General features: G+C 71.4%; 19 protein-coding genes. 11 read left to right on the forward strand and 8 right to left on the reverse strand.

Annotation, left to right across the window (positions count from 1 at the left end):
* Window positions 1-215 precede the first annotated feature (215 nt).
* Window positions 216-764, forward strand: a complete 549-nt coding sequence (locus tag HC362_RS14790) for a DUF1062 domain-containing protein (protein ID WP_243084402.1) — start codon at window positions 216-218, stop codon at window positions 762-764.
* A 106-nt stretch (window positions 765-870) separates the two neighbouring features.
* Here HC362_RS14790 and HC362_RS14795 read toward each other — a convergent pair whose 3' ends face one another.
* From HC362_RS14795 to HC362_RS14805, 3 genes are all read right to left on the reverse strand, one after another.
* Window positions 871-3,006: a TerD family protein gene (locus tag HC362_RS14795; RefSeq protein ID WP_243088604.1), complete on the reverse strand. Its 2,136-nt coding sequence runs from the start codon at window positions 3,004-3,006 to the stop codon at window positions 871-873.
* 303 nt (window positions 3,007-3,309) lie between these two features.
* Window positions 3,310-4,335, reverse strand: a complete 1,026-nt coding sequence (locus tag HC362_RS14800; RefSeq protein ID WP_243084404.1) for an MBL fold metallo-hydrolase — start codon at window positions 4,333-4,335, stop codon at window positions 3,310-3,312.
* A gap of 444 nt (window positions 4,336-4,779) precedes the next feature.
* Window positions 4,780-6,300 carry a SulP family inorganic anion transporter gene (locus HC362_RS14805; RefSeq protein WP_243088605.1) on the reverse strand — a complete coding sequence of 507 codons (1,521 nt, stop codon included), beginning with the start codon at window positions 6,298-6,300 and terminating at the stop codon, window positions 4,780-4,782.
* A 448-nt stretch (window positions 6,301-6,748) separates the two neighbouring features.
* Between HC362_RS14805 and HC362_RS14810 the strand changes: the two genes are divergently transcribed.
* Window positions 6,749-7,153, forward strand: coding sequence for a MerR family transcriptional regulator (locus HC362_RS14810; protein WP_243084406.1), 405 nt, complete (start codon window positions 6,749-6,751; stop codon window positions 7,151-7,153).
* 57 nt (window positions 7,154-7,210) lie between these two features.
* Here HC362_RS14810 and HC362_RS14815 read toward each other — a convergent pair whose 3' ends face one another.
* Window positions 7,211-7,819, reverse strand: a complete 609-nt coding sequence (locus HC362_RS14815; RefSeq protein WP_243084407.1) for a TetR/AcrR family transcriptional regulator — start codon at window positions 7,817-7,819, stop codon at window positions 7,211-7,213.
* 104 nt (window positions 7,820-7,923) lie between these two features.
* Here HC362_RS14815 and HC362_RS14820 point away from each other — a divergent pair, with 104 nt between their 5' ends.
* Complete coding sequence (locus HC362_RS14820) at window positions 7,924-9,366, forward strand: MFS transporter (RefSeq protein ID WP_243084409.1); 1,443 nt, start codon at window positions 7,924-7,926, stop codon at window positions 9,364-9,366.
* Window positions 9,367-9,507: 141 nt separating this feature from the next.
* Here HC362_RS14820 and HC362_RS14825 read toward each other — a convergent pair whose 3' ends face one another.
* Entirely contained in the window at window positions 9,508-9,924 is a 417-nt protein-coding gene (locus HC362_RS14825) for a Fur family transcriptional regulator (protein WP_209268251.1), read from the reverse strand.
* A 276-nt stretch (window positions 9,925-10,200) separates the two neighbouring features.
* Here HC362_RS14825 and katG point away from each other — a divergent pair, with 276 nt between their 5' ends.
* The 8 genes from katG to HC362_RS14865 all read left to right on the forward strand — a co-directional run bounded on the left by katG (window position 10,201) and on the right by HC362_RS14865 (window position 19,283).
* Entirely contained in the window at window positions 10,201-12,426 is a 2,226-nt protein-coding gene (gene katG / locus HC362_RS14830) for a catalase/peroxidase HPI (protein WP_243084410.1), read from the forward strand.
* A 159-nt stretch (window positions 12,427-12,585) separates the two neighbouring features.
* Window positions 12,586-12,957: a metalloregulator ArsR/SmtB family transcription factor gene (locus tag HC362_RS14835; RefSeq protein ID WP_243084412.1), complete on the forward strand. Its 372-nt coding sequence runs from the start codon at window positions 12,586-12,588 to the stop codon at window positions 12,955-12,957.
* Window positions 12,958-13,003: 46 nt separating this feature from the next.
* A complete protein-coding gene (locus HC362_RS14840) occupies window positions 13,004-13,519 on the forward strand; it encodes a GNAT family N-acetyltransferase (protein ID WP_243084414.1) in 516 nt (171 codons plus the stop codon).
* Between the two features lie 239 nt (window positions 13,520-13,758).
* Entirely contained in the window at window positions 13,759-14,415 is a 657-nt protein-coding gene (locus HC362_RS14845) for a methyltransferase domain-containing protein (RefSeq protein ID WP_243084415.1), read from the forward strand.
* Between the two features lie 150 nt (window positions 14,416-14,565).
* Complete coding sequence (locus tag HC362_RS14850; RefSeq protein ID WP_243084416.1) at window positions 14,566-15,234, forward strand: response regulator transcription factor; 669 nt, start codon at window positions 14,566-14,568, stop codon at window positions 15,232-15,234.
* Window positions 15,231-16,577: a histidine kinase gene (locus HC362_RS14855; RefSeq protein WP_243084418.1), complete on the forward strand. Its 1,347-nt coding sequence runs from the start codon at window positions 15,231-15,233 to the stop codon at window positions 16,575-16,577. Before HC362_RS14850 ends, HC362_RS14855 begins: the two co-directional genes overlap by 4 nt.
* A 140-nt stretch (window positions 16,578-16,717) precedes the next feature.
* A complete protein-coding gene (locus tag HC362_RS14860; RefSeq protein ID WP_243084419.1) occupies window positions 16,718-17,584 on the forward strand; it encodes a phosphatase PAP2 family protein in 867 nt (288 codons plus the stop codon).
* Window positions 17,585-17,660: 76 nt separating this feature from the next.
* Window positions 17,661-19,283, forward strand: coding sequence for a phosphatase PAP2 family protein (locus tag HC362_RS14865; protein WP_243084420.1), 1,623 nt, complete (start codon window positions 17,661-17,663; stop codon window positions 19,281-19,283).
* A 110-nt stretch (window positions 19,284-19,393) separates the two neighbouring features.
* Here the strand turns inward: HC362_RS14865 and HC362_RS14870 are convergent, their stop codons facing one another.
* The 3 genes from HC362_RS14870 to HC362_RS14880 all read right to left on the reverse strand — a co-directional run bounded on the left by HC362_RS14870 (window position 19,394) and on the right by HC362_RS14880 (window position 20,428).
* Entirely contained in the window at window positions 19,394-19,744 is a 351-nt protein-coding gene (locus HC362_RS14870; protein WP_243084422.1) for a hypothetical protein, read from the reverse strand.
* A 115-nt stretch (window positions 19,745-19,859) separates the two neighbouring features.
* Complete coding sequence (locus HC362_RS14875; RefSeq protein WP_243084423.1) at window positions 19,860-20,015, reverse strand: hypothetical protein; 156 nt, start codon at window positions 20,013-20,015, stop codon at window positions 19,860-19,862.
* Complete coding sequence (locus HC362_RS14880; RefSeq protein ID WP_243084425.1) at window positions 20,012-20,428, reverse strand: ATP-binding protein; 417 nt, start codon at window positions 20,426-20,428, stop codon at window positions 20,012-20,014. Before HC362_RS14880 ends, HC362_RS14875 begins: the two co-directional genes overlap by 4 nt.
* Window positions 20,429-20,502: the final 74 nt, after the last annotated feature.

Consider the following 20,502-nt stretch of genomic DNA (forward strand, 5'->3'; position numbering starts at 1 on the left):
CCCGGCAGTGCGGCGGTGCGGCGGTGAGGTGCGCTCGGAAACCAGTGGCACAGCGCCGCTGAGCGCCATTACCGTGCTGCCGGACCGAGTCGTCTACTCGAGGACGTGCCGTTGTACACCCTGTGAGTTTTCCCGAGCGCTGATTGGTCGCGCGTCGCACAAGTGCGCCGCGCTGCTTCTTGCTGCGGATTTCTCACTGAAACCGGTGTACTTCTGTGCTCAACACCTGGGTCGTCATGCCCACCTGCCTGCCGCTCGTTCTCCGTCGCTGCCATATATGCGGGTCCGAGCGCTTCCGGACAAACGGAAAGTTTCGCGTCAACGCGAACCACAAGCTCCTCGACGCCTGGCTCCTCGCGCTCTGTACCACTTGCGGGGAAACCACAAAGCTCACGGTTCTGGAGCGGAGGAATGTGCGCTCCATACGGCCCGAGCTGCTGGACCGGCTGCACAGCAACGACCTCGGCCTGGCGGCCGAGTTGCTCCAGGACCCGGCCGTACGGCGCCGCAATCGCATCGCCCTCGACTGGGACAACGCCTGGCGCCTCGACACCGGCGGATCGGATCACCTGGACCGCGAGGTGCTCGACATCTCGGTCCGCTTCACGGCGCGAATACCCGTCCGACCGGTACGGCTGATCGCTGAAGGCTGCGCCCTTTCACGGGCCGAGGTCGAGAGACTCCTCAAGGAGGGCAGACTCGTCTCAGCCGTCCGGCTGCACACCAAGCTCTCCGCCGACTTCACCTTCACGCTCAAACGCTGAACCCTCCTCGGGGTCAGGGGGTCCCTGGGGCCTGTCCGGCTCGCCAGATCCGCCGGACAGGCCCTTACTCCCCGCAAGCGCCGGTGGTTTCGACAGCCGGGAGCTTTCATCGGGTGCCGACGGGTTCCTTCGGCACTGCTCGTCGGCCGGCCGGGCGGTCCAGGTGGACCACCACTGTGGTGTAGAAGCGGTGGACGGCATCGTCGACGCTGCGGATGAAGCCGGACTCGGTGTTGCCGCGGCCGCTTCCCATCCCTTTGAAGAGGGACAGGCGGAATCCGGTGATCTGGGCAGCGCTGCTCTTGGGGAGCAGGTCCGCCGGTTCCGGGCGGAGCCGTTCCAGTGTGCCGCGCGGGCCTCCCGCCTCTCCTTCGACGAGGGTTTCGATGTGGAGGTCGGCCGGTGCTTCGGCCAGGCGGCGGATGAGGCGTTTGGCCCAGGTCAGTGGGTAACCCTTCTCGGGCGCCGGTATTTCGATGGAGGTGCGCAGCTTGCTGGTCCGCAGGTCGGCGTTGATCGCCAGAATGCCCGGCGCGCCCTCGATCCGGAACTCCGCTTGGAGCCTTCCGTCCAGGCAGAGTTGATCGGCCAGACGGCTCCGGCGTTCCTTCGGATCGGCTCCGCGCTTGGCGCGTTGGACGGGCAGAACTTTCTGTCCCAGTTCTCCGCCGAGGCTGAGGCAGATCTGGCGCACGAGTCGTTCCCAGCTCTCGACCACATCCAGAGCGCGTGCGTCTCCCTTGCACAGGGTTTCGTCGTTGATTCCGTTGCGCACGGGAACCCAACCCGATCCCATGTTCTGGAAGCCGTGGCAGCCCGAGTTCTCGTGTTGCAGGTAGTGGAGCAGTTCCTGGAGCAGCCATGCGTGCGCTCTGTCGGCGACGCCCTCGTGCCGTATCAGCATCTGGGCCTGGTAGGTGACTTCGGCCCACGAAAGGTGCCACAGAGCCACCTTGTGCCTCCGCCGTCCGTCGATCTTGACGTCGACGAGTGGGCTGCCCTCCAGCGCGACATCGTTGGACAACGTGATCACGGCTTCGTAGCCGCGGCGCGCGGCGATGTCCATATACGCCTGCACCTGTTCGGGCCTGAGGGCACTTCCGTTGGTCTTGGTCTCGACCAGTGCGGTCCACAGCTTGCCTGCCCGCTCGACACGGATCACGCCGTCCGGGCGCCGAGGCGTGTCCCCGTGCGGAAGGGTGACTTCGGTGAACGTCTCCATGCGGCCCGCCGGTGCGCCGAACGCCGCGGTGAGTCTCCTGCCGAACTCCGGCACCTGTGCCATCACGGTCAGCAGCACCGAGGTGGCACGTACCTCTCGGTCACGGTCGCTCTTGAGAGCTGGGACCGGAACGAGCCTGGCGGGGCTCCATGATTCGTTCTCCGCGAGCGTCTTCTTGGCCACCCGGGGCAGGGTGACCTTCTTCTTCGCAGTGCGGGGCCGTGCTGGCTGAGTCCTGGGGGCGCCGACAGCGGTGTGGCCGGAGAGGCCGGGGGCGGGGGGAGCCGGGGAAGCCGGGGAAGCCGGGGCGGGAACCGACGGACCTTGCGATGTCGGCCCGCCCACCAGAGCCGGGACCGTATGGCCGTTCTCTTCGCTGCTGCCTGTCTCCCCGGTCCTGGCTGCCTGTTCACGCGAGCTCGCCTCTGCTCCGATGACCGCCTCGCCGTCCGTCTCCTCCAGCGCTTCTTCCTCCGCGCTCGCGTCGTCCTCGATGTCGACACCGAAGTCCGCCGCCAGTCCGGCCAGCCCGGTGTCGTACCCCTGCCCGACGGCACGGAACTTCCACTCGTCCCCGCGCCGGTAGAGCTCGCCGAAGATGACGGCGCTCATCGTGTCGGCGTTGTCGACGGCGAACGTGAGGAGGTTCTCGCCTCCCCTGTCGGCCAACGTGAGCCTCAGATCCTCGAGGTCCCCGCAGCCGCTCCCGTCGTACCGGCTCGCCCCCACGACGATCCGGTCGACAGCAGGCGGGACCGCGGTCAGATCGACGCTGATGCGGTCCTCGTCACCGTTCTCCGTCGGAGTCTTGCCCAGCAGCCGTACGCTCCCGTCGGCGGCGACCGGGTTGTTGTAGAAGTAGAAGTCAGCGTCGCTCCGTACCTTGCCGTTCGCGTCCAGCAGCAGGACTGACACGTCGGCGTCGCCCGCTCCGGTCGGGCTGACCCAGCTCAAGCCGACGATCACCGCATCGGCGTTCGCACTCAGAGCCGTCAGTGCGACATTCGACCCCTTGACCATCTCGTACACGGCGCCCCCCAAATCTCCCCATGATGGGAACAGGTGGCCCTCACCCATTCGGCCACCAACCGCACACCTTGGTGTGATGCACGACACAAGAGGACTGTAGTGCTCAGCCGCACGAGGCAGTGGGAAACCGTCGAGAAACGGCAGGACGACGTTTCGGAGAGCTGTTCCGACGGCATCGGTTCGCGCGCTGGTGGCTGCCGTCAACCGCTCGATACAGGTCTCCTGAGCGGGCGGGGGTCCCACCGGCTCCGAGGCGGTGGGACCCCACGGTCCTTGTTCGCCGGGCGGGGTACGTCACTCCGCCCGGAGGCCGGTTCCGTGTGCTCGCGCGGCCTCACTCGACGCTTCCGCGTCGGCGAGCCTTCCGCGCAGCATGTGGTGCATCACCGTCATGAACCGCTGGGTTCGCGGGCGGCCCAGCACGAACGGGTTCGGTCCGTCCGGGTTGTTCCGTAGCTGCTCGGCACGTTCGAGGCCGTTGTCGTTGGGGTGGTTGGACAGCTCGACCTCCACATCGGCCTGCCACATCCGGGCCCGGAAGGAGCGGATCGAGGCCAGATAGGTGCGCAGGTCGGAGGGTGCGGACGGGGGATTGAGGCCGCCCCACAGCATGGCCGTACGGCGTTCGCGGCCCGACCACACCGGGAAGATCGGGGAGACGGTGCCCGGAGTGTGCCCCGGGGTGTGGTGCAGCCGGATCGTCGTGCCGCCGAGCGTGAGCCGCTGTCCGTCCCTGATCTCCAGGTCCCGCGCAGGGGCATGCTCCGGATCCTTGCGGGCGACGAGGTCCCAGTCGGCCGGTGCCATCAGTACGCGCGTCCCGTACTGCTCGGCGAGGTACCGCGCGCCGCCGTAGTGGTCGTCGTGGCCATGGGTGACGACGACGTACTTGATCGCCGCGGGATCGGCTCCCAGCGAGCGCAGACCGGGGACGAGCACGGTCTCGGCCTCCTTCGCGGAGGTGAGCGCGTCGAGCAGGACGATGCCGTCGTCGGTCAGCACCGCCATGGCGGAGACCCAGCCCACGCTGAACATGGCCAGGTTGTCGAAGAGCTTCAGCGGCTCCGGCGCGGGTGGGCGGGGCACGGTGGCGCCGGGCGTCAGCGCCTTGACGAGGGTGCGCAGCACCTTGTCGTCCCCGGCCAGCCGGCGGGCACGGTCGTAGTGCACCTGCCCGCCCTCTCGGGCCGCGCCTCGTCCGATCGGCCGTCCTGTGGTGGCCGCCGCCGCGCTCGACGAGACGAGAGGCAGCGAGCCGGCGCCGGCGGCGAGGGCGAGGGCGGCGATCCGCCCCAGCCCACGCCTGGAGACAGCGGCCACCCGCCGGTCGTGGCCGTGGGCCAGGTCGTGGACCTGGGCCTGGTCATGGGCTTGGGCTTGGGCCTGGGCATGGGCTTGGGCATGGAGTGGGTCAGGGGTCTGGTCATGGACCCCGTCAGGGAGCGAGTCATGGAGTGGGTCGTGCACTTGGTCCCGGTCCTGGTCGGGGTCTTGGCGGGGCGCGTGCGTCACGGTGAGCCTCCTGGCCGTTCGGGAGATCCCTGGATGTGCCTGCAAGGGCGCAGAGCAGCCCTTCAGGGTGTGCCTTGGCGTGTCCTCGCGTCCGGGCTCGCGCGCTGAGCGCCGGGTCAGTTGATCACGCCCACAGTGGCCAGGACGCCACCTCGTGCCGGAAGGTTTCGCCTCCGTCACCCCGAATCGACGGCGGCCACCGCCGACCGCACTTCGACCAACTGGCGGACGGTGGTGGCCAGTTGCCAGCGGTCAGTTGCCAGCGGTCAGCTCACCGCTGAGCTTCCGGTGGATCTGGGCGCTGGGCTGGTTGAGGCCGGTGATCTCGACGGTCTTGCCGCGCTGGGCGTACTTGGTCTCGATCGCGTCGAGGGCAGCGACGGAGGAGGCGTCCCAGATGTGGGCCGCGGTCAGGTCGATGACGACCTTGTCCGGGTCGCCCGCGTAATCGAACCGGGTCACAAGGTCGTTGGAGGACGCGAAGAAGAGTTCCCCGGTGACGGAGTAGACCACACTGCTGCCGTCGGGATCGGTCACCGAGGTGACCTCCGCGAGGTGGGCGACGCGCTTGGCGAAGACGACCACGGCGGTGAGGGTGCCGACGACCACGCCGATGGCGAGGTTGTGGGTGGCGACCACGACCGCGACGGTGACGACCATGACCGTGATCTCCCCGGCGGGCATCCGCCGCAGTGTCTTGGGTGCGACGGAGTGCCAGTCGAACGTCGCGAACGACACCATGACCATGACGGCGACCAGCGCCGCCATCGGGATGTCGGAGACGACCGGGCCGAAGACGATGCACAGCGCCATCAGGAACGCACCGGCCAGGAAGGTGGACAGCCGGGTGCGGGCGCCGGACACCCGTACGTTGATCATCGTCTGACCGATCATGGCGCAGCCGCCCATGCCGCCGAAGAACCCGGTGACGATGTTGGCGACGCCCTGGCCGATGGACTCACGGGTCTTGGACGAGCGGGTGTCGGTGATGTCGTCGACGAGCTTCGCGGTCATCAGGGACTCCATCAGGCCGACGAGCGCCATGGCGAACGCGTACGGCGCGACGGTGGTCAGCGTGTCCAGGGTGAACGGCACGTCGGGGAGGCCGGGGACGGGGAGGGACGAGGGCAGCTCGCCCTTGTCGCCGACGGTCGGCACCGCGATCCCGGCGGCGACCGTGATCACCGTGAGGACGACGATGGAGACCAGCGGCGCCGGGATCACCTTGGTGACCCTCGGAAAGAGCACCATGAGGGCGAGGCCCCCCGCGATCAGCGGATAGACGGGCCAGGGCACGTCGTGCATCTCCGGCACCTGGGCCAGGAAGATCAGAATGGCGAGCGCGTTGACGAAGCCGACCATCACCGAACGCGGCACGAACCGCATCAGCTTGGCCACGCCCAGGGCGCCGAGCACGATCTGGAACGCCCCGGCGAGGATGACAGCGGCGATCAGATAGCCCAGCCCGTGCTCGCGGTTGAGCGGGGCGATCACCAGGGCGACGGCGCCGGTCGCCGCCGAGATCATCGCCGGACGGCCGCCGACGAACGCGATGGTCACGGCCATCGTGAAGGAGGCGAACAGGCCGATGGCCGGGTCGACACCGGCGATGATCGAGAAGGAGATGGCCTCGGGTATCAGGGCCAGCGCCACGACGAGTCCGCCGAGGATCTCGGTGCGCCAGACCCGGGGAGCGGACAGCCAGTCGGGCTTGAGGCCGCGCAGCCGGGCGGTGGCGGAGGACGGGGCGGAAGAAGAGGGAGTGAGGGACAAGAGGGTGACGTACCTGTCGCGTTCGTGCACGCCCGGCACATTCGGGGCGGGGGCTCGGGCCTCGGGCCTCGGGCGTGCGGGGGTTTACAGGGGTGCGGATGGGGATGGACGAGGGGCAGGCGAGAGGGCTGAGGGCCGGGCGGCCAGGCAGCCGGGCGGCCTTCGGCGGGGTGGCAGCGGAGGCCACGGGCGGAGCCCGCGAACCGCTCAGGGGCGGACGGTCACGGTGGGCAGGCGGCGGCGCCGGACGCCAGGGGCATGCGCACGCTCTCTCTCCTGCGGGTTCGTCATTCGCCGGGGGCGTCGTCGGCCCCGGTACGGCAGAGAAGCACGGGAGATGTCCCGCACAATGGAGGCCACGGCACACAGGCCGTACCCCGGCACTCAGCAACTCTACCCTAACGTTACGGTAGAGATCGGCGGCCGTAGAGGAGAGGAAGGCGGGCGCGTGGGCGGCGAGCACATGCAGATCGGCGAGGTCGCGGCGCGGACCGAGCTGTCGCTGCGCACGATCCGGCACTACGAGGAGACCGGCCTGGTCACCCCGTCCGCCCGCTCCCAGGGCGGCTTCCGCCTCTACACCGAGGCCGATGTCGCCCGGCTGATGGTCATCCGCCGTATGAAGCCCCTCGGTTTCAGCCTGGACGAGATGCGGGAGCTGCTCACCGCAACAGACCGCCTCGACTCCGTCGACGAGCTGTCCGCGTCCGAGCGCGCGGAACTGCTGGAGCGCATCCGGGGTTTCGAGACGGCCGCGCAGCAGCGGGTGGCGGATCTGCGGACCCAGCTGGCGCGCGCCGAGGAGTTCGCGGCCACGCTGCGGGAGCGCCTTCCGCGCGACGCTGCCGTCTGAGCCTGCGGGGGCCTGCCGGCGCCTGAGGCGGATCGGCTCGGGGCGGCCCGGACCCGTTCACTCACCGGCGTCGAAGAGGCGGTCGAGGTGTGCGCGCAGAACGCGGGTGGCGGCCTCCGCACCGCGCTGGCCGACCAGGACGCTGGTCCCCAGGCCATGGGCGAGGGTCAGCAGGTGTGCGGCTTCCGTCGCGGCGTCCCATGACCGGTCGACGGCGCTCTCTTCCTTGGCCTGCTGGAGTACGGCGGTCAGTTGCCGCTCCAGGCGGTCGGGTCCCTCCACGAAGGGCTGGGCGGCGAGTTCGGGGTCGGTCATGGCGAGGACGGCGTACGAGGTCCACACCAGATGGAAGGCCCGGCTCTCCTCGTCGGTGGGGAGGGCCTCGGCGAGGAAGGTCTCGACGAAGGCCTGCGGGGTCACCGGTTGCGGCAGCTGGGCCAGGCGCGCCGACCAGCGGGCGTGGCTCTGCTGCTCCAGCCGTTCCAGCGCGGCGTGCATCAGCTGCGCCTTGGTGTCGAAGTAGTACTGCACCAGGTTGAGGGACATGCCCGCCTCGGCGGCGACAGCGCGCATCGTCACCGCGTGCAGCCCCTCGGCCGCGGCCACCCGGACCAGCGCCTCGATGATGTGCACCCGCCGCTGTCCGTGATCGACCCGCTTCGGCACGGCCCCTCCTTCCTCTCTGCCTCTCTCATCTTCGGCGATGGATTTTCATGGTACCGCTGTACGATAAAAACCGCAGCTACTAGCCGCAGGACAGCAGGTGAGGCATGGAACACAGCGATGCAGCCGACGACACCCGGCCAAGCGCTCAGCCGGCGGACGGCACACCGGGACAGCGCCGGGCGGCACCCGCCGTCTTGTGGCTGGCCTGCGCGGCGCAGTTCATGGTCGTACTCGACGTCTCCGTGGTGAACGTCGCGCTGCCCTCCATCAAGGCGGCGCTGGGCTTCGACGCGGCGGGGCTGCAGTGGGTGGTCGGCGGATACGCGCTGGTCTTCGCCGGGTTTCTGCTGCTGGGCGGCCGGCTCGCCGATCTGTACGGGCGCCGCAAGGTATTCATATGGGGGCTGGTGCTGTTCAGCGCCTCCAGCCTCGTGGGCGGACTCGCCACCGTTCCGGGGCTGTTGGTCGCGATGCGGGCCGTGCAGGGGCTGGGTGCCGCCGTGCTGGCTCCGGCCACACTCACGGTGCTGACCACCACGTTCGCCGAAGGGCACGCGCGCACCCGGGCGTTGGCGGTCTGGACCGCTGTGAGCTCCGCAGGGGGCGCCGCGGGCAATGTGATCGGCGGAGTGCTCACCGAGTCGCTGTCCTGGCGGTGGATTCTGCTGCTCAACGTCCCCGTCGGCGCGGCGGCCGTACTCTTCGCCGTCCGGCTGCTGCCCGCCGACTGCTCCCCCGAGGCGGCGCCGAGGACGCGGCTCGATCTGCCGGGCGCGGTGCTGGCGACGGTGGGTGTGAGCGCGCTCGTCCACGGCGTCACCCAGGTGGAGAAGCACGGCTGGAGCGGGCCGGCCGCCGCTTCGGGACTGGTGCTCGGACTTGTGGCGCTGTCGGCCTTCGCCGTGACCGAAGCCCGGTACGCCGCCGACCCGTTGCTGCCGCCACGGCTGGTACGGATGCGGCCGGTGTGGGCGGGGAACGCGGTGATGCTGCTGGCCGGGGCCTGCTTCATCCCCATGTGGTACTTCCTGTCGCTCTGTATGCAGGACCTTCTGGACTACGGCGCGCTGGCCACCGGAGTGGGGTTTCTGCCCCACACCCTGGTCGGCATCGCGGCAGCGCGCCTGGCGCCCGCCGTCATGCGCCGTACCGGCTCACGGAACCTCATCGTGGGCAGCGCGCTGCTGTCGGCACTCGGCTTTCTGTGGCAGAGCCGGATCGGCGCGGAGAGCGGCTACCTGGACGGGCTGCTCGGTCCCGCGGTCGTGATGTCGGCCGGGATGGGCCTGCTGATCACGCCCCTCACCACAACCGTCACCTCCGGCGTCCCCGAGCGGGACGCCGGAGCGGCCTCGGGGCTGATGAACACCACCCGGCAGACCGGCGGCGTCCTCGGCCTCGCCGTCCTGGTCGGCCTGTCCGCCTCTGCGGGCAGTACGGCCGCCTCGTACCGGACGGCGTTCGCAGCCATCGCGGCCGCGTGCGCGGGTGTCGCAGCCCTGGCCCTGGCGCTGCCCGCCCCGCGCATGTGCGCTCGCCGCAGATAGATGGAACCCCGCCGAGAGCCCCCAGGCGCCATGGTGCCCTCGGCCCCCCTCCCGGAAGAGGCGCCCCTCTCCGCAAGAGGCGCTCTTCCCGAAAGCGGTGGCCTCATGAACGATGGTGGCCCGCTCCCGGGTGAGGCCGGTTCAGGCGGAGGCGCAGTCGGGGCACAGGCCCCGGTAGGTGACCTCGACGTCGGAGACGGTGAAGCCGAACCGCTCGGTGGCGGGCAGATCGGCCAGCGGGTCGCCGAGAGGGTGGACGTCACGGATGGTGCCGCAGCGCGAGCAGAGCAGGTGGTGGTGGGGCCGGTGCGCGTTGGGGTCGTAGCGCTTGGCGCGGTCGTCGGTGGCCACCTCCAGCACCTCGCCGAGCGAGACGAGTTCGCCGAGGGCGTTGTAGACGGTCGCGCGGGAGATCTCGGGCAGCTTGGCGCTGGCGCGGGTGAACACCTCGTCGGCGGTGAGGTGGACGTGTTCGCCGTCGAGCACCTCGGCGACGACGCGCCGCTGGGCGGTCATCCGCCAGCCGCGTCCGCGAAGCCGTTCCAGCAGGTCACTCATGACCACCAGCCTAACCATCGTCTGCGGGAGAAAAATCTTACGAGTCTGGTTCCCTTATTGACTTGGACTTAGTCCATCGTAGGATCGGTTCCAGCGGCAGCCAAGGGGCAGGACACGGCAGGAAAAGCATGTGGCGGTTCAGCAGGCGGGCCTGTTCACGACGAATCCCCAATCCGGTCGGCAAGGCGGTCGCCTTCGCCGGAGCCTGCGCCCCGGCTGTTTCCACCGCTGGCATATTCCTGACCACCGTGATCCGCCCAGTCCGGAAGGATTCCCATGACTGAGAACCATGAGGCGATCGTCGTAGACGCAAAGACGGAGGACACCGAGGGCGGCTGCCCGGTCGCGCACGGACGTGCCCTGCACCCGACCCAGGGTGGCGGAAACCGCCAGTGGTGGCCGGAGCGGCTCAATCTGAAGATCCTCGCCAAGAACCCGGCCGTGGCCAACCCGCTCGGCGAGGACTTCGACTACGCCGAGGCGTTCAAGTCCCTCGACCTGGCGGCCGTGAAGCGGGACATCGCCGAGGTGCTGACCACCTCGCAGGACTGGTGGCCGGCCGACTTCGGCCACTACGGCCCGCTCATGATCCGGATGGCCTGGCACAGCGCCGGTACGTACCGCATCAGCGACGGCCGCGGTGGCGCGGGCGCCGGTCAGCAGCGGTTCGCGCCGCTCAACAGCTGGCCGGACAACGCGAGCCTGGACAAGGCGCGCCGTCTGCTGTGGCCGGTCAAGAAGAAGTACGGCCAGAACATCTCCTGGGCCGACCTGATGGTCCTCACCGGCAACGTCGCGCTGGAGACGATGGGCTTCGAGCCCTTCGGCTTCGCGGGCGGCCGTGAGGACGTGTGGGAGCCCGAGGAGGACGTGTACTGGGGCCCCGAGACCGAGTGGCTGGGCGACGAGCGCTACAGCGGCGACCGCGAGCTGGAGAACCCGCTCGGCGCGGTCCAGATGGGTCTCATCTACGTCAACCCCGAGGGCCCCAACGGCAACCCTGACCCGATCGCCGCCGCGCGCGACATCCGGGAGACGTTCCGCCGTATGGCGATGAACGACGAGGAGACAGTCGCCCTCATCGCCGGCGGCCACACCTTCGGCAAGACCCACGGCGCCGGCCCGGCGGACAACGTCGGCCCGGACCCCGAGGCGGCCCCGATGGAGCAGCTGGGCCTCGGCTGGAAGAGCACGCACGGCACGGGCGTCGGCAAGGACGCCATCACCTCGGGTCTCGAGGTCACCTGGACCAACACCCCGACCCGGTGGAGCAACGGGTTCTTCAAGAACCTGTTCGAGTACGAGTACGAGCTCACCAAGAGCCCGGCCGGTGCCCACCAGTGGGTCGCCAAGGACGCGCCGGAGACCGTCCCGGACGCCTTCGACCCGGAAAAGAAGCACCGCCCGACGATGCTCACCACCGACCTCGCGCTGCGCTTCGACCCGGTGTACGAGCCGATCTCGCGCCGCTTCTACGAGAACCCGGAGGAATTCGCCGACGCGTTCGCCCGGGCCTGGTACAAGCTCACCCACCGCGACATGGGCCCCAAGTCGCTCTACCTCGGCCCGGAGGTCCCCGAGGAGACCCTGCTGTGGCAGGACCCGCTGCCCGAGGCCGAGGGCGAGGTCATCGACGCCGCGGACATCGCGGCCCTCAAGGCCAAGCTCCTGGAGACGGAGCTGTCCGTCTCGCAGCTGGTCACCACCGCGTGGGCCTCCGCCTCCACCTTCCGCGGCAGCGACAAGCGCGGCGGCGCCAACGGTGCCCGCATCCGCCTGGAGCCGCAGTGGGGCTGGGAGGTCAACAACCCGGACGAGCTGGCGACGGTGCTGCGCACGCTGGAGGGCGTCCAGCAGGAGTTCAACTCCGGCGCCTCCGGCAAGAAGGTCTCGCTGGCCGACCTGATCGTGCTCGGCGGCTGCGCGGCCGTCGAGAAGGCGGCCAAGGACGCCGGCCACGACATCGAGGTGCCGTTCACGCCGGGCCGGGTCGACGCGGGTGACGAGCACACCGACGCGGAGTCGTTCGCCGCGCTGGAGCCGACCGCCGACGGGTTCCGCAACTACATCGGCAAGGGCAACCGGCTGCCGGGCGAGTACCTGCTGCTCGACAAGGCGAACCTGCTCACGCTGAGCGCCCCGGAGATGACGGTCCTCGTCGGCGGGCTGCGCGTCCTGGGCGCCAACCACGACAAGTCGAAGCACGGTGTCCTCACCGAGACGCCGGGCCGGCTGACCAACGACTTCTTCGTCAACCTGCTCGACCTGGGCACGACGTGGAAGGCGACCGCCGAGGACGCCAGCGCGTTCGAGGGCCGCGACGCAGCCACCGGTGAGATCAAGTGGACCGGCACCCGCGCGGACCTGGTCTTCGGCTCGAACTCCGAGCTGCGCGCGCTGGCCGAGGTCTACGCCTCCGACGACGCGAAGGGGAAGTTCGTCAGCGACTTCGTCGCGGCGTGGGACAAGGTGATGAACCTCGACCGGTTCGACGTCGCCTGAGTTCGACCTCGCCTGAGTTCGACCTCGCCTGAGCGCGAGCTCCGTCCATGAGGGCCCCACCGCCTCGGCGGTGGGGCCCTCGTCGTCCGTGGCCCGGCGGCCCGACCGCGCGCGCCGCAGCGCTGGCCGCACTGGTTCGACGTATGTCAACATAGATGTATGTCGAACATCGAGCTGCTGCCGATGGCCGGGCCCGACGATCCGGACGTGGCGCCGTGCTGCCCGCCCCTGACCGAGCGGCCCTTCACCGCCGAGGAGGCGGAGACCGCGGCGCCGATGTTCAAGGCGCTGGGCGATCCGGTGCGCCTGCGGCTGTTCTCCGCCGTCGCCTCCCACGAGGGCGGGGAGGCTTGCGTATGCGACATCGCCGACGTCGGCGTCTCCCAGCCCACCGTCTCGCACCACCTCAAGAAGCTCAGGGAAGCGGGACTGCTGACCTCCGAGCGGCGCGGCACCTGGGTCTACTACCGCGTGGAGCCCTCCGTGCTCGCCGCCATGGGCCGCTTGCTCGCCCCACCGCACACGAGCTGACACGACCACACGTCGACCACCTACCACGCGACGGCCAGGGGGCACCGTGACCAGTGCGACAAGAACGACCGACACGGTGGTCGTTCCGCTGCGGCCCGAGCACGCCGGGCAGGTCCTGGCGATCTACCAGGCAGGCATCGACGAGGGGAACGCCACCTTCGAGACCGAGGCACCGAGCTGGGAAGCCTTCGACGCCGCCAAGCTGCCCGAGCACCGCTTCGTCGCGCTGGACGACGACCGGACGGTGACCGGCTGGATCGCGGCGTCCCGGGTCTCCGACCGGTGCGCCTACGCGGGAGTGGTCGAGCACTCCGTCTACGTCCACCCACGCGCCCGAGGGCGCGGCCTCGCCTCCGCCCTGCTGGCAGCACTCATCGATTCCACGGAGGCGGCCGGGATCTGGACCATCCAGTCCGGCGTCTTCCCCGAGAACACCGCCAGCCTCGCCGTCCATCGGCGCGCCGGATTCAGGACCATCGGCGTCCGCGAGCGTATCGGCCGCCACCACGACCGCTGGCGCGACGTCGTCCTGATCGAACGCCGCAGCCCGGCAGTCACCTGACCGCGGACCGACCCGCCGTCCCAGCCCCGGCCCCGGCCCCGGCCCCCAGCCAGGACACGGGAGACACGGGACACGGGAGATGGAACGCCGTCCTTGCCCGGGGCGCGCGCCGGTGCTCGACTACGTAGCCGCGGGACCGCCGGACGGCGCCCCGCGCTCCGCCCGCGTACGCCAATGACCGACGTACGCGGACGCACCGACGTACGCAGGCGTACACCGACGCACCAGGAGGCGGCCCCATGGACCCCGAGACCGCACCGCCCGGCCCGCGGGAACTGCAGCACCCGCGCTTCGCCCGCCAGTACCTCGGCATCGCGGCCGAGATGGACCGCCGCGGTGGCGCCGCGCACCGGCGGCGGCTGCTCGAAGGGGTGAGCGGGCGCGTCCTGGAAGTGGGGGCCGGTCAGGGGCGCAACTTCGGGCACTACCCGAGGACGGTCACCGACCTCGTCGCCCTCGAACCCGAGGACACCCTGCGGGCCGCGGCGCGGCGTGCGGCCGCCGAAGCGCCGGTGCAGGTCACGGTCGTCGCGGGACAGGCCGGCGAGCTGCCCGCCGGGGACGGGACGCTGGACGCCGTCGTCTTCTCGCTCGTGCTGTGCAGCGTCTCGAAGCCGGATGCCGCGCTCGCGGAAGCGGCCCGGGTGCTGCGCCCCGGCGGGCAACTGCGCTTCTACGAGCACGTACGGTCGCAGCGTCGGCTCGGCGGACTGCTGCAGGACGCCGTCACGCCGCTGTGGGCGCTGGCGGGCGGCGGCTGTCACCCCAACCGGGACACCGTGGCGACGATCCGGTCGGCCGGATTCACGGTGGACCGGTCCGACCGCTTCGGCTTCGCACCCGTCGCCCTCATGCCGCCCCTCGCCCATGTGATCGGTCTCGCGACCAAGGAGTGACGCCCCCGCCGACCGGCGGGGTGGCCCCGGACGCGATCTCCTCTCCAGGTCGCAGCGGCTCGCCCCCCACACTGCCGTAGCCTCTCCGGAGGGGCGGGGAGGAGTTGGTCCGGGAGGGAGCAGCAGGCACAGCAGGCAAGGAGCGCGACGGTGATCCGAGTCGTGGTCGTGGACGACGAGGAGCTGGTGCGCTCAGGGCTGCGGCTGATCCTGGGGACGGCACCGGACATCGAGGTGGTCGCCGACTGCGGCGGCGGCGCGGCCGTCGACACCGTACGGGCGCACCGGCCGGACGTGCTGCTCCTGGACATCCGGATGCCGGACGTGGACGGGCTGACCGTGCTGCGCGAGCTGGGCTCGGTGCCGGACGCGCCGCGCACGGCGATGCTGACGACGTTCGACGCGGAGGAGTATCTGGGCGCCGCGCTGCACGCGGGCGCCGCGGGCTTCCTCCTCAAGGACACCGCTCCCGAACAACTGGTGCACGCCGTACGGGTACTGGCGGACGGCGGCCGGGTGCTGGCGCCCGGCGTGACGCCCACCGTGATCGGCGGCTATCTGGGCGGCAGGCCGGACGGGGACGCCGAGCGCCGGGTGGCCTCGCTGACAGAGCGCGAGCGGCAGGTGCTCGCCCTGGTGGGCGAGGGACTGTCCAACGTGGACATCGCGGGCCGGCTGCGCCTGGCACACGGCACGGTCAAGGACCACGTCAGCGCGCTGCTGGCGAAGCTGGGCGGCCTCAACCGGGTACAGGCGGCCGTCGTCGCCGACCGGGCCGGGCTGGTGCGGCGCCGCCACTCCCCCGACACCGCGCCGTGAACCCCACGACCGACCCGGCCACGGCGCACCGACAGCTGCCGGGCGCCGCGAGGCTGCGCGGGGCGCGGGGCACCGCAAAGCTCCGCGGAATGCCGGGCACCGCGAGGTTGCGCGGGGTGCCGGGCGCGGAAGCGCTGCGCAAGCTGCCGGGAACCGCCGCGGGTCGTCGGCAGGCGCTCATGCTCGTCCTTCCGGTGGCGCTCGGTCTCACCGACGCGTTCCTCGTCAACGGCGTCAGCCCCGGTCTGGAGCTGGCCGTCTCGGTCGCCGCGGCGCTCGCGCTGCTGGTACGGCGGCGCCTGCCGGTCGTCGCACTCGTGGTGACGCTGCTGGGGATGTACATCGGCTACATATGGTTCGCGCCGATGATCGCCCTCTACTCGCTCGCCTCCCGCCGCCCCAGCAAGGCGCTCGCGGTGGCGGGCGCGGTAGCCCTGGCCGTGGCGCACTACGTCCCCTACCCCCTCGACGGCTTCGCACCGTCCGCCGACCGCTCGGACCTTCTCGACCTGCTGGACTCCTGCGTCCAGAGCGTGACACCTGTGGTGTTCGGACGCTGGACCCGCACCAGGCGACAACTGGCCGAGCGCGTACGGGAACTCACCGAGAGCCGCCACCGGGAGGCGGAGCTGCTGGCCGAGCGGGCGTTGAGCACCGAACGGGCGCGGCTGGCCCGCGAGATGCACGACGTGGTGGCGCACCAGGTCAGTCTGATAAGCGTGCAGGCCGGCGCCCTGCAGATGACGTGCCGCCAGGACAGCACCCGGGACCTGGCGCGGACCGTGCGCGAACTCGCCGTCAAGACGCTGACGGAGCTGCGGCACATGGTCGGCACCCTGCGCTCCGGCAGCGGCCCCGGCGTAGGGCCGGCCCCGCAGCCCCGGCTGGCCGATCTGCCCGCGCTCGTCCAGCAGAGCGGGCTGGACGTCACGCTCGACCTGGCCCCCGAACCGGCCCCGGACGCGGCGCCGGACGCGGGCCCGGACGCGGGCCCGGACGCAGCCCGCGGCCCGGGGCTCCCCTCCGCGCTGCCGGAGGCCGTCGAACGCGCCGCGTACCGCACGGTCCAAGAGGCGCTGACGAACGTACGCAAGCACGCGCCCGGCGCCCGCGTCCTGGTGACGGTAGGCGTGCGCGACACGGGTACGGCCGACGAGCGGCTGGCCGTCGAGGTGCGCAACGGCCCGCCCGCGGCGCCGCCCGAGCCGCGGGAGTATCCGGAGGGCGGCCATGGCCTGCTGGGGCTGCGCGAACGGGCGCTGCTGCTCGGCGGCGCCTGCCACGCGGGGCCGACCGAGGACGACGGCTTCCTGCTGACGGCGGCGTTCCCCACGGCCTGCTGACGGCGGGCGCCTCCCCAGCCTGCTGACGGCGGCCCACAGCCGACTCACCGCCACCCGCCCGGCGGCGCCCGGCTCGCGCACCCCACCGGTCGCGGCTCTACTGAGGGCACGAGTCCCGTGCAGCCGTAAGGAGCTCATCGATGAGCGGGCAGTCGCCCCTGGAGCCGGCCGAAGCCGTGGTCGGCGAACCCGCCGAAGCCGCCGAAGCAGTCCGCACCGAAGCAGCCGGTGGGTCCCCCGCGGCAGCCGAAACCGTCGACGCCAGGGGGCTGCTGAAGCGCCTGGCGCCGGTCCCGGTGCCGGTACCCCCGGGGAGCGAGACGCGGCCGCGGCGCGCACCGGACGGGCCACTGGAGCGGTCCGCGCGGACGGGGCCGCTGCCGTGGGGAGCGGCTCTGCTGGCCAGTCTGCTGCTGTTCGCCGCCATCTCCTACACGGTGTGCGTGACCGGCGCGGGCTTCGTCGACCGGCCGGTGCTGAACGCGGCGGTCCAGCACCGGCAGGCAGCGCTGGACGGGCCGGTGACCTACGCCTCGTACGCCTCGTCGGGGCCGCTGCTCGTCTGCGCTGTGCTGCTGGCCCTGTGGCTGTCGTGGCGGGACGCGTCGTGGCGGCCCCTGCTGCTGGTCGGCGGCGCCGGTGCACTGGCCATCGCGGTGGCGACCGTCGCCAAGGAGCTGTCCGACCGGGCCCGGCCGCCCGCCGAGCTGTGGGAGATCCACGAGGCCGGCTTCGGCTACCCCTCCCGGCATACGGTGATCGCCACCGCCGTGCTGCTCGGACTGGCCTACGTCCTCGCCGTCCGGTTCGCGTCCCGCGCGGCGCGGACAGCGCTGTGGACGGGTGCCGCCGTGCTCAGCCTGCTGGCCGGGGCCGGCCGCGTCTATCTCGGGGTGCACTGGCCCACCGACGTGCTCGCGGGGCTGACCCTGGGCACTGCCGTCATGCTGCTGGTCGTCGTGGTGCACGTGTTGTGCACCCCACGCCGCCGCCACCTCGCGCGCTGAGTCCGGTGTGTCCCGTACGGCATTGGGCACTCCGCCTGTGACGTACGACGGACCCGACGGAAGCGAGGGGGCACCGATGGAGAGCCACCGCGGAGGGAGCGGGAGTACGCGCGCCGGCGCGGAGGGCGTACGCGCCACCGTCAGCAGGACCCTCGGCTCCTGGGACCGCGCCCTCTTCCGCGCCGTCGCCCTGCGCCACTGGCCACGCGCCGAGGGCGTGCTGCCACGCCTGAGCCGTACCGCCGACCACAGCAAACTGTGGATGGGCACGGCGGCGGCCGTCGCGCTTTCCGGGGTGGGCGGCCCGCGCGCCCGGCGGGGTGTGCTGCGCGGACTGGCCTCGGTCGCGGTGACCTCCGCCGTCGTCAACACCGTCGGCAAGGGTGCCTTCGGCCGCGCCCGTCCGCTGCTGGACGACGTACCGGTGATACGCCGCCTCAAACGGCTGCCGACCAGCACCTCCTTCCCCTCCGGACACGCGGCGTCGGCCGCTGCGTTCGCCACCGGGGTGACGCTGGAGTCGCGCGGCCTGGGCGCCGCCGTGGTGCCGGTGGCCGCTTCGGTGGCGTTCTCCCGTATCTACACCGGGGTCCACTACCCGAGTGACGTGCTGGTCGGTGCCGCGCTCGGCACGGCGGCCGCCTTCGGGGTGCGCGCAGCGCTGGACGCACGGCGCGCCGTTCCGCCCGCGCAACCCCTGGTCGAGGCCCCTGCGCTGGCTGAGGGGCGGGGGCTGTCCGTGGTGGCCAACCCTGGCGCGGGCTCGGCGGCCTCCGTACGCGAGATCGGCGAGGCGCTGCCCGCGGCCCGGGTGGTGCACTGGGAGCCGGACGCGGGACAACTGGAGCAGCTGCTCGATCAGGAGGCGCGGCGTGCGGCCGAGGAGGGCGGCGCGCTGGGTGTGTACGGCGGTGACGGCACGGTCAACGCGGCGGCCCGGGCCGCACTGCGCCACGGCGTGCCGCTCGCCGTGCTGCCCGGGGGCACCCACAACCACCTCGCCCTCGACCTGGGCATCGGCCGCTCCGCCGACCTGGCCGACGCGATCGCCTCCGGGCACGCCATCGCGGTGGACATGGCCCGCTTCGCGCCGCGCCACGGCACGGGACTCCCGCCGACGCCGCAGGCGGGGCAGGCGGGGCAGGCGGTCGCCGCCGCCCCGGAGCCGGGCTACTTCGTCAACACCTTCAGCCTGGGCGCGTACGGCGACCTGGTGGAGGTGCGGGACCGCTGGCGCAACCGGATCGGACCGTGGGCGGCCGGACTGATCGCGGCGGTCCATGTGCTGCGCCATTCGCGCCCGTTCGAGGTGCGGGTCAACGGGCGGCCGCGGTCGCTGTGGCTGCTGTTCGTCGGCAACTGCTCGTACCACACCGTCGGCGGCGGGCCCGGCGGAGCGCGGCGCTTCAACCTCTCCGACGGCATGCTCGACATCCACCTCATCCGGGCCGGGCGCTGGGCCCGCACCCGGCTGATCGCCTCGGCCCTCGCCGGCGTACTGCACCGCTCCCCCGTGCACGCCGCCGCGCGCGGCCGCCGACTGCACCTGGCGGGCATCCCCGAGGGCACCCTGTGCTCCTACGACGGCGAGACGGCACCCTCGCCACCGGCCCTGCTCATCGACAAACCCGCCACCACACTGACGGTCTACCGGCCCCTCCCGGCCTGGCTGAGCGGCTCGGCGCTGCCCGAGAGCTGACGGGCCGACGGGCTGTCAGCCGAGCGGACTGCCAGCCGGACCGCCGACGGGGCCCGTCGTCAGCCCGTCGGTTGATGTCCCACGGCGGGAGGGTCGGCAGCGCGGTGTCCCTAGCGCGCCATCCACGGCACCCGGCAGACATGCGGGGCGTCGCCCTCCGGGCACAGTTCGCGGAGAATCCCCTTGCGCAGCGCGCGCCAGACCCGCAGCGAGCACTTCACCCCCACCGCCACCTCGACCGGCCGCCGGTCCCCCGGGTCCTCGCCCGGGTGTTCGACCACCCACTGCTCACGCAGATCGCCGTACATCTCCTCAGCCGTGACCCCACCACCGAGGTCCCCACCGACCACCCGCCAACCGACCACCGTCGCACACCGGCCCGCCACCTCCCGCCGAACGACGTCCTCGACGAACGCCACTCCGTCGCCATCAGCAAAGATCCCGAACCGCAGCCATCGCATACGAAGACGCTACCTGCGCTCCGGATGACCTCGTACGCCACTTGAGCAACGTGGGACGACGTAATCCCGGCTCCGTAGTGACCACCGACCAGCACTTCGGCCACCCCTCGGGCGCTCAGGCCGGCTCGCCGTCCTCTGCCTCGCCGTCGTTGGTGGCATCGGGCTCGTAAATGGTGCTGATCCGCAGGCACCCGTCTGCGCCGAACATCTCGATCAGCTGCGACAGGTGGGCTCGGGCAAGGCTGTGCGTGGGAGGTTCTCCCCTGGTCATCCGCATGCCTCCAGGTCCGCCCACACGACCTTCCCCCAGCGTCGCTCGTCGGTGCCCCAGTCGGCCGCCAGCGCCGCCACGAGGAACAGACCGCGCCCGTCCTCGTCACCGTCGCCCGCCTCGCGCACTGCGGGCTTCGCCCGTGAGAAGTCCGCGACGGCCACGCGTACCGCCCGAGCGGCGGTGCGCTCCACCACCACGCGGATGGACTCCCGGCAGGCGTGCTGGACGGCGTTGGACACCAGCTCGGATACGGCCAGGGCGCCGTCCTCGGCCAAGTCGTTCAGGCCCCATGCGGTGAGTGCGTCACGCACCAGTTCGCGTGCGGTGGCGGCACTCTGGGGCTCGCGGGGCAGGGTCTCGCTGTAGCCGAGGTGCCCGGTCCGGCGGGCCCGCGTTGTAGGTTGCGGCATGTCGGTCTGCTTCCTCAGATCGGCCGAGCCCCGGGGCCGGTCGCACGGTCGCCGGGGCGCTGTACGTTCAGGTA

This window comes from Streptomyces sp. 891-h, assembly GCF_022760275.1.
Lineage (GTDB): Bacteria > Actinomycetota > Actinomycetes > Streptomycetales > Streptomycetaceae > Streptomyces > Streptomyces spirodelae.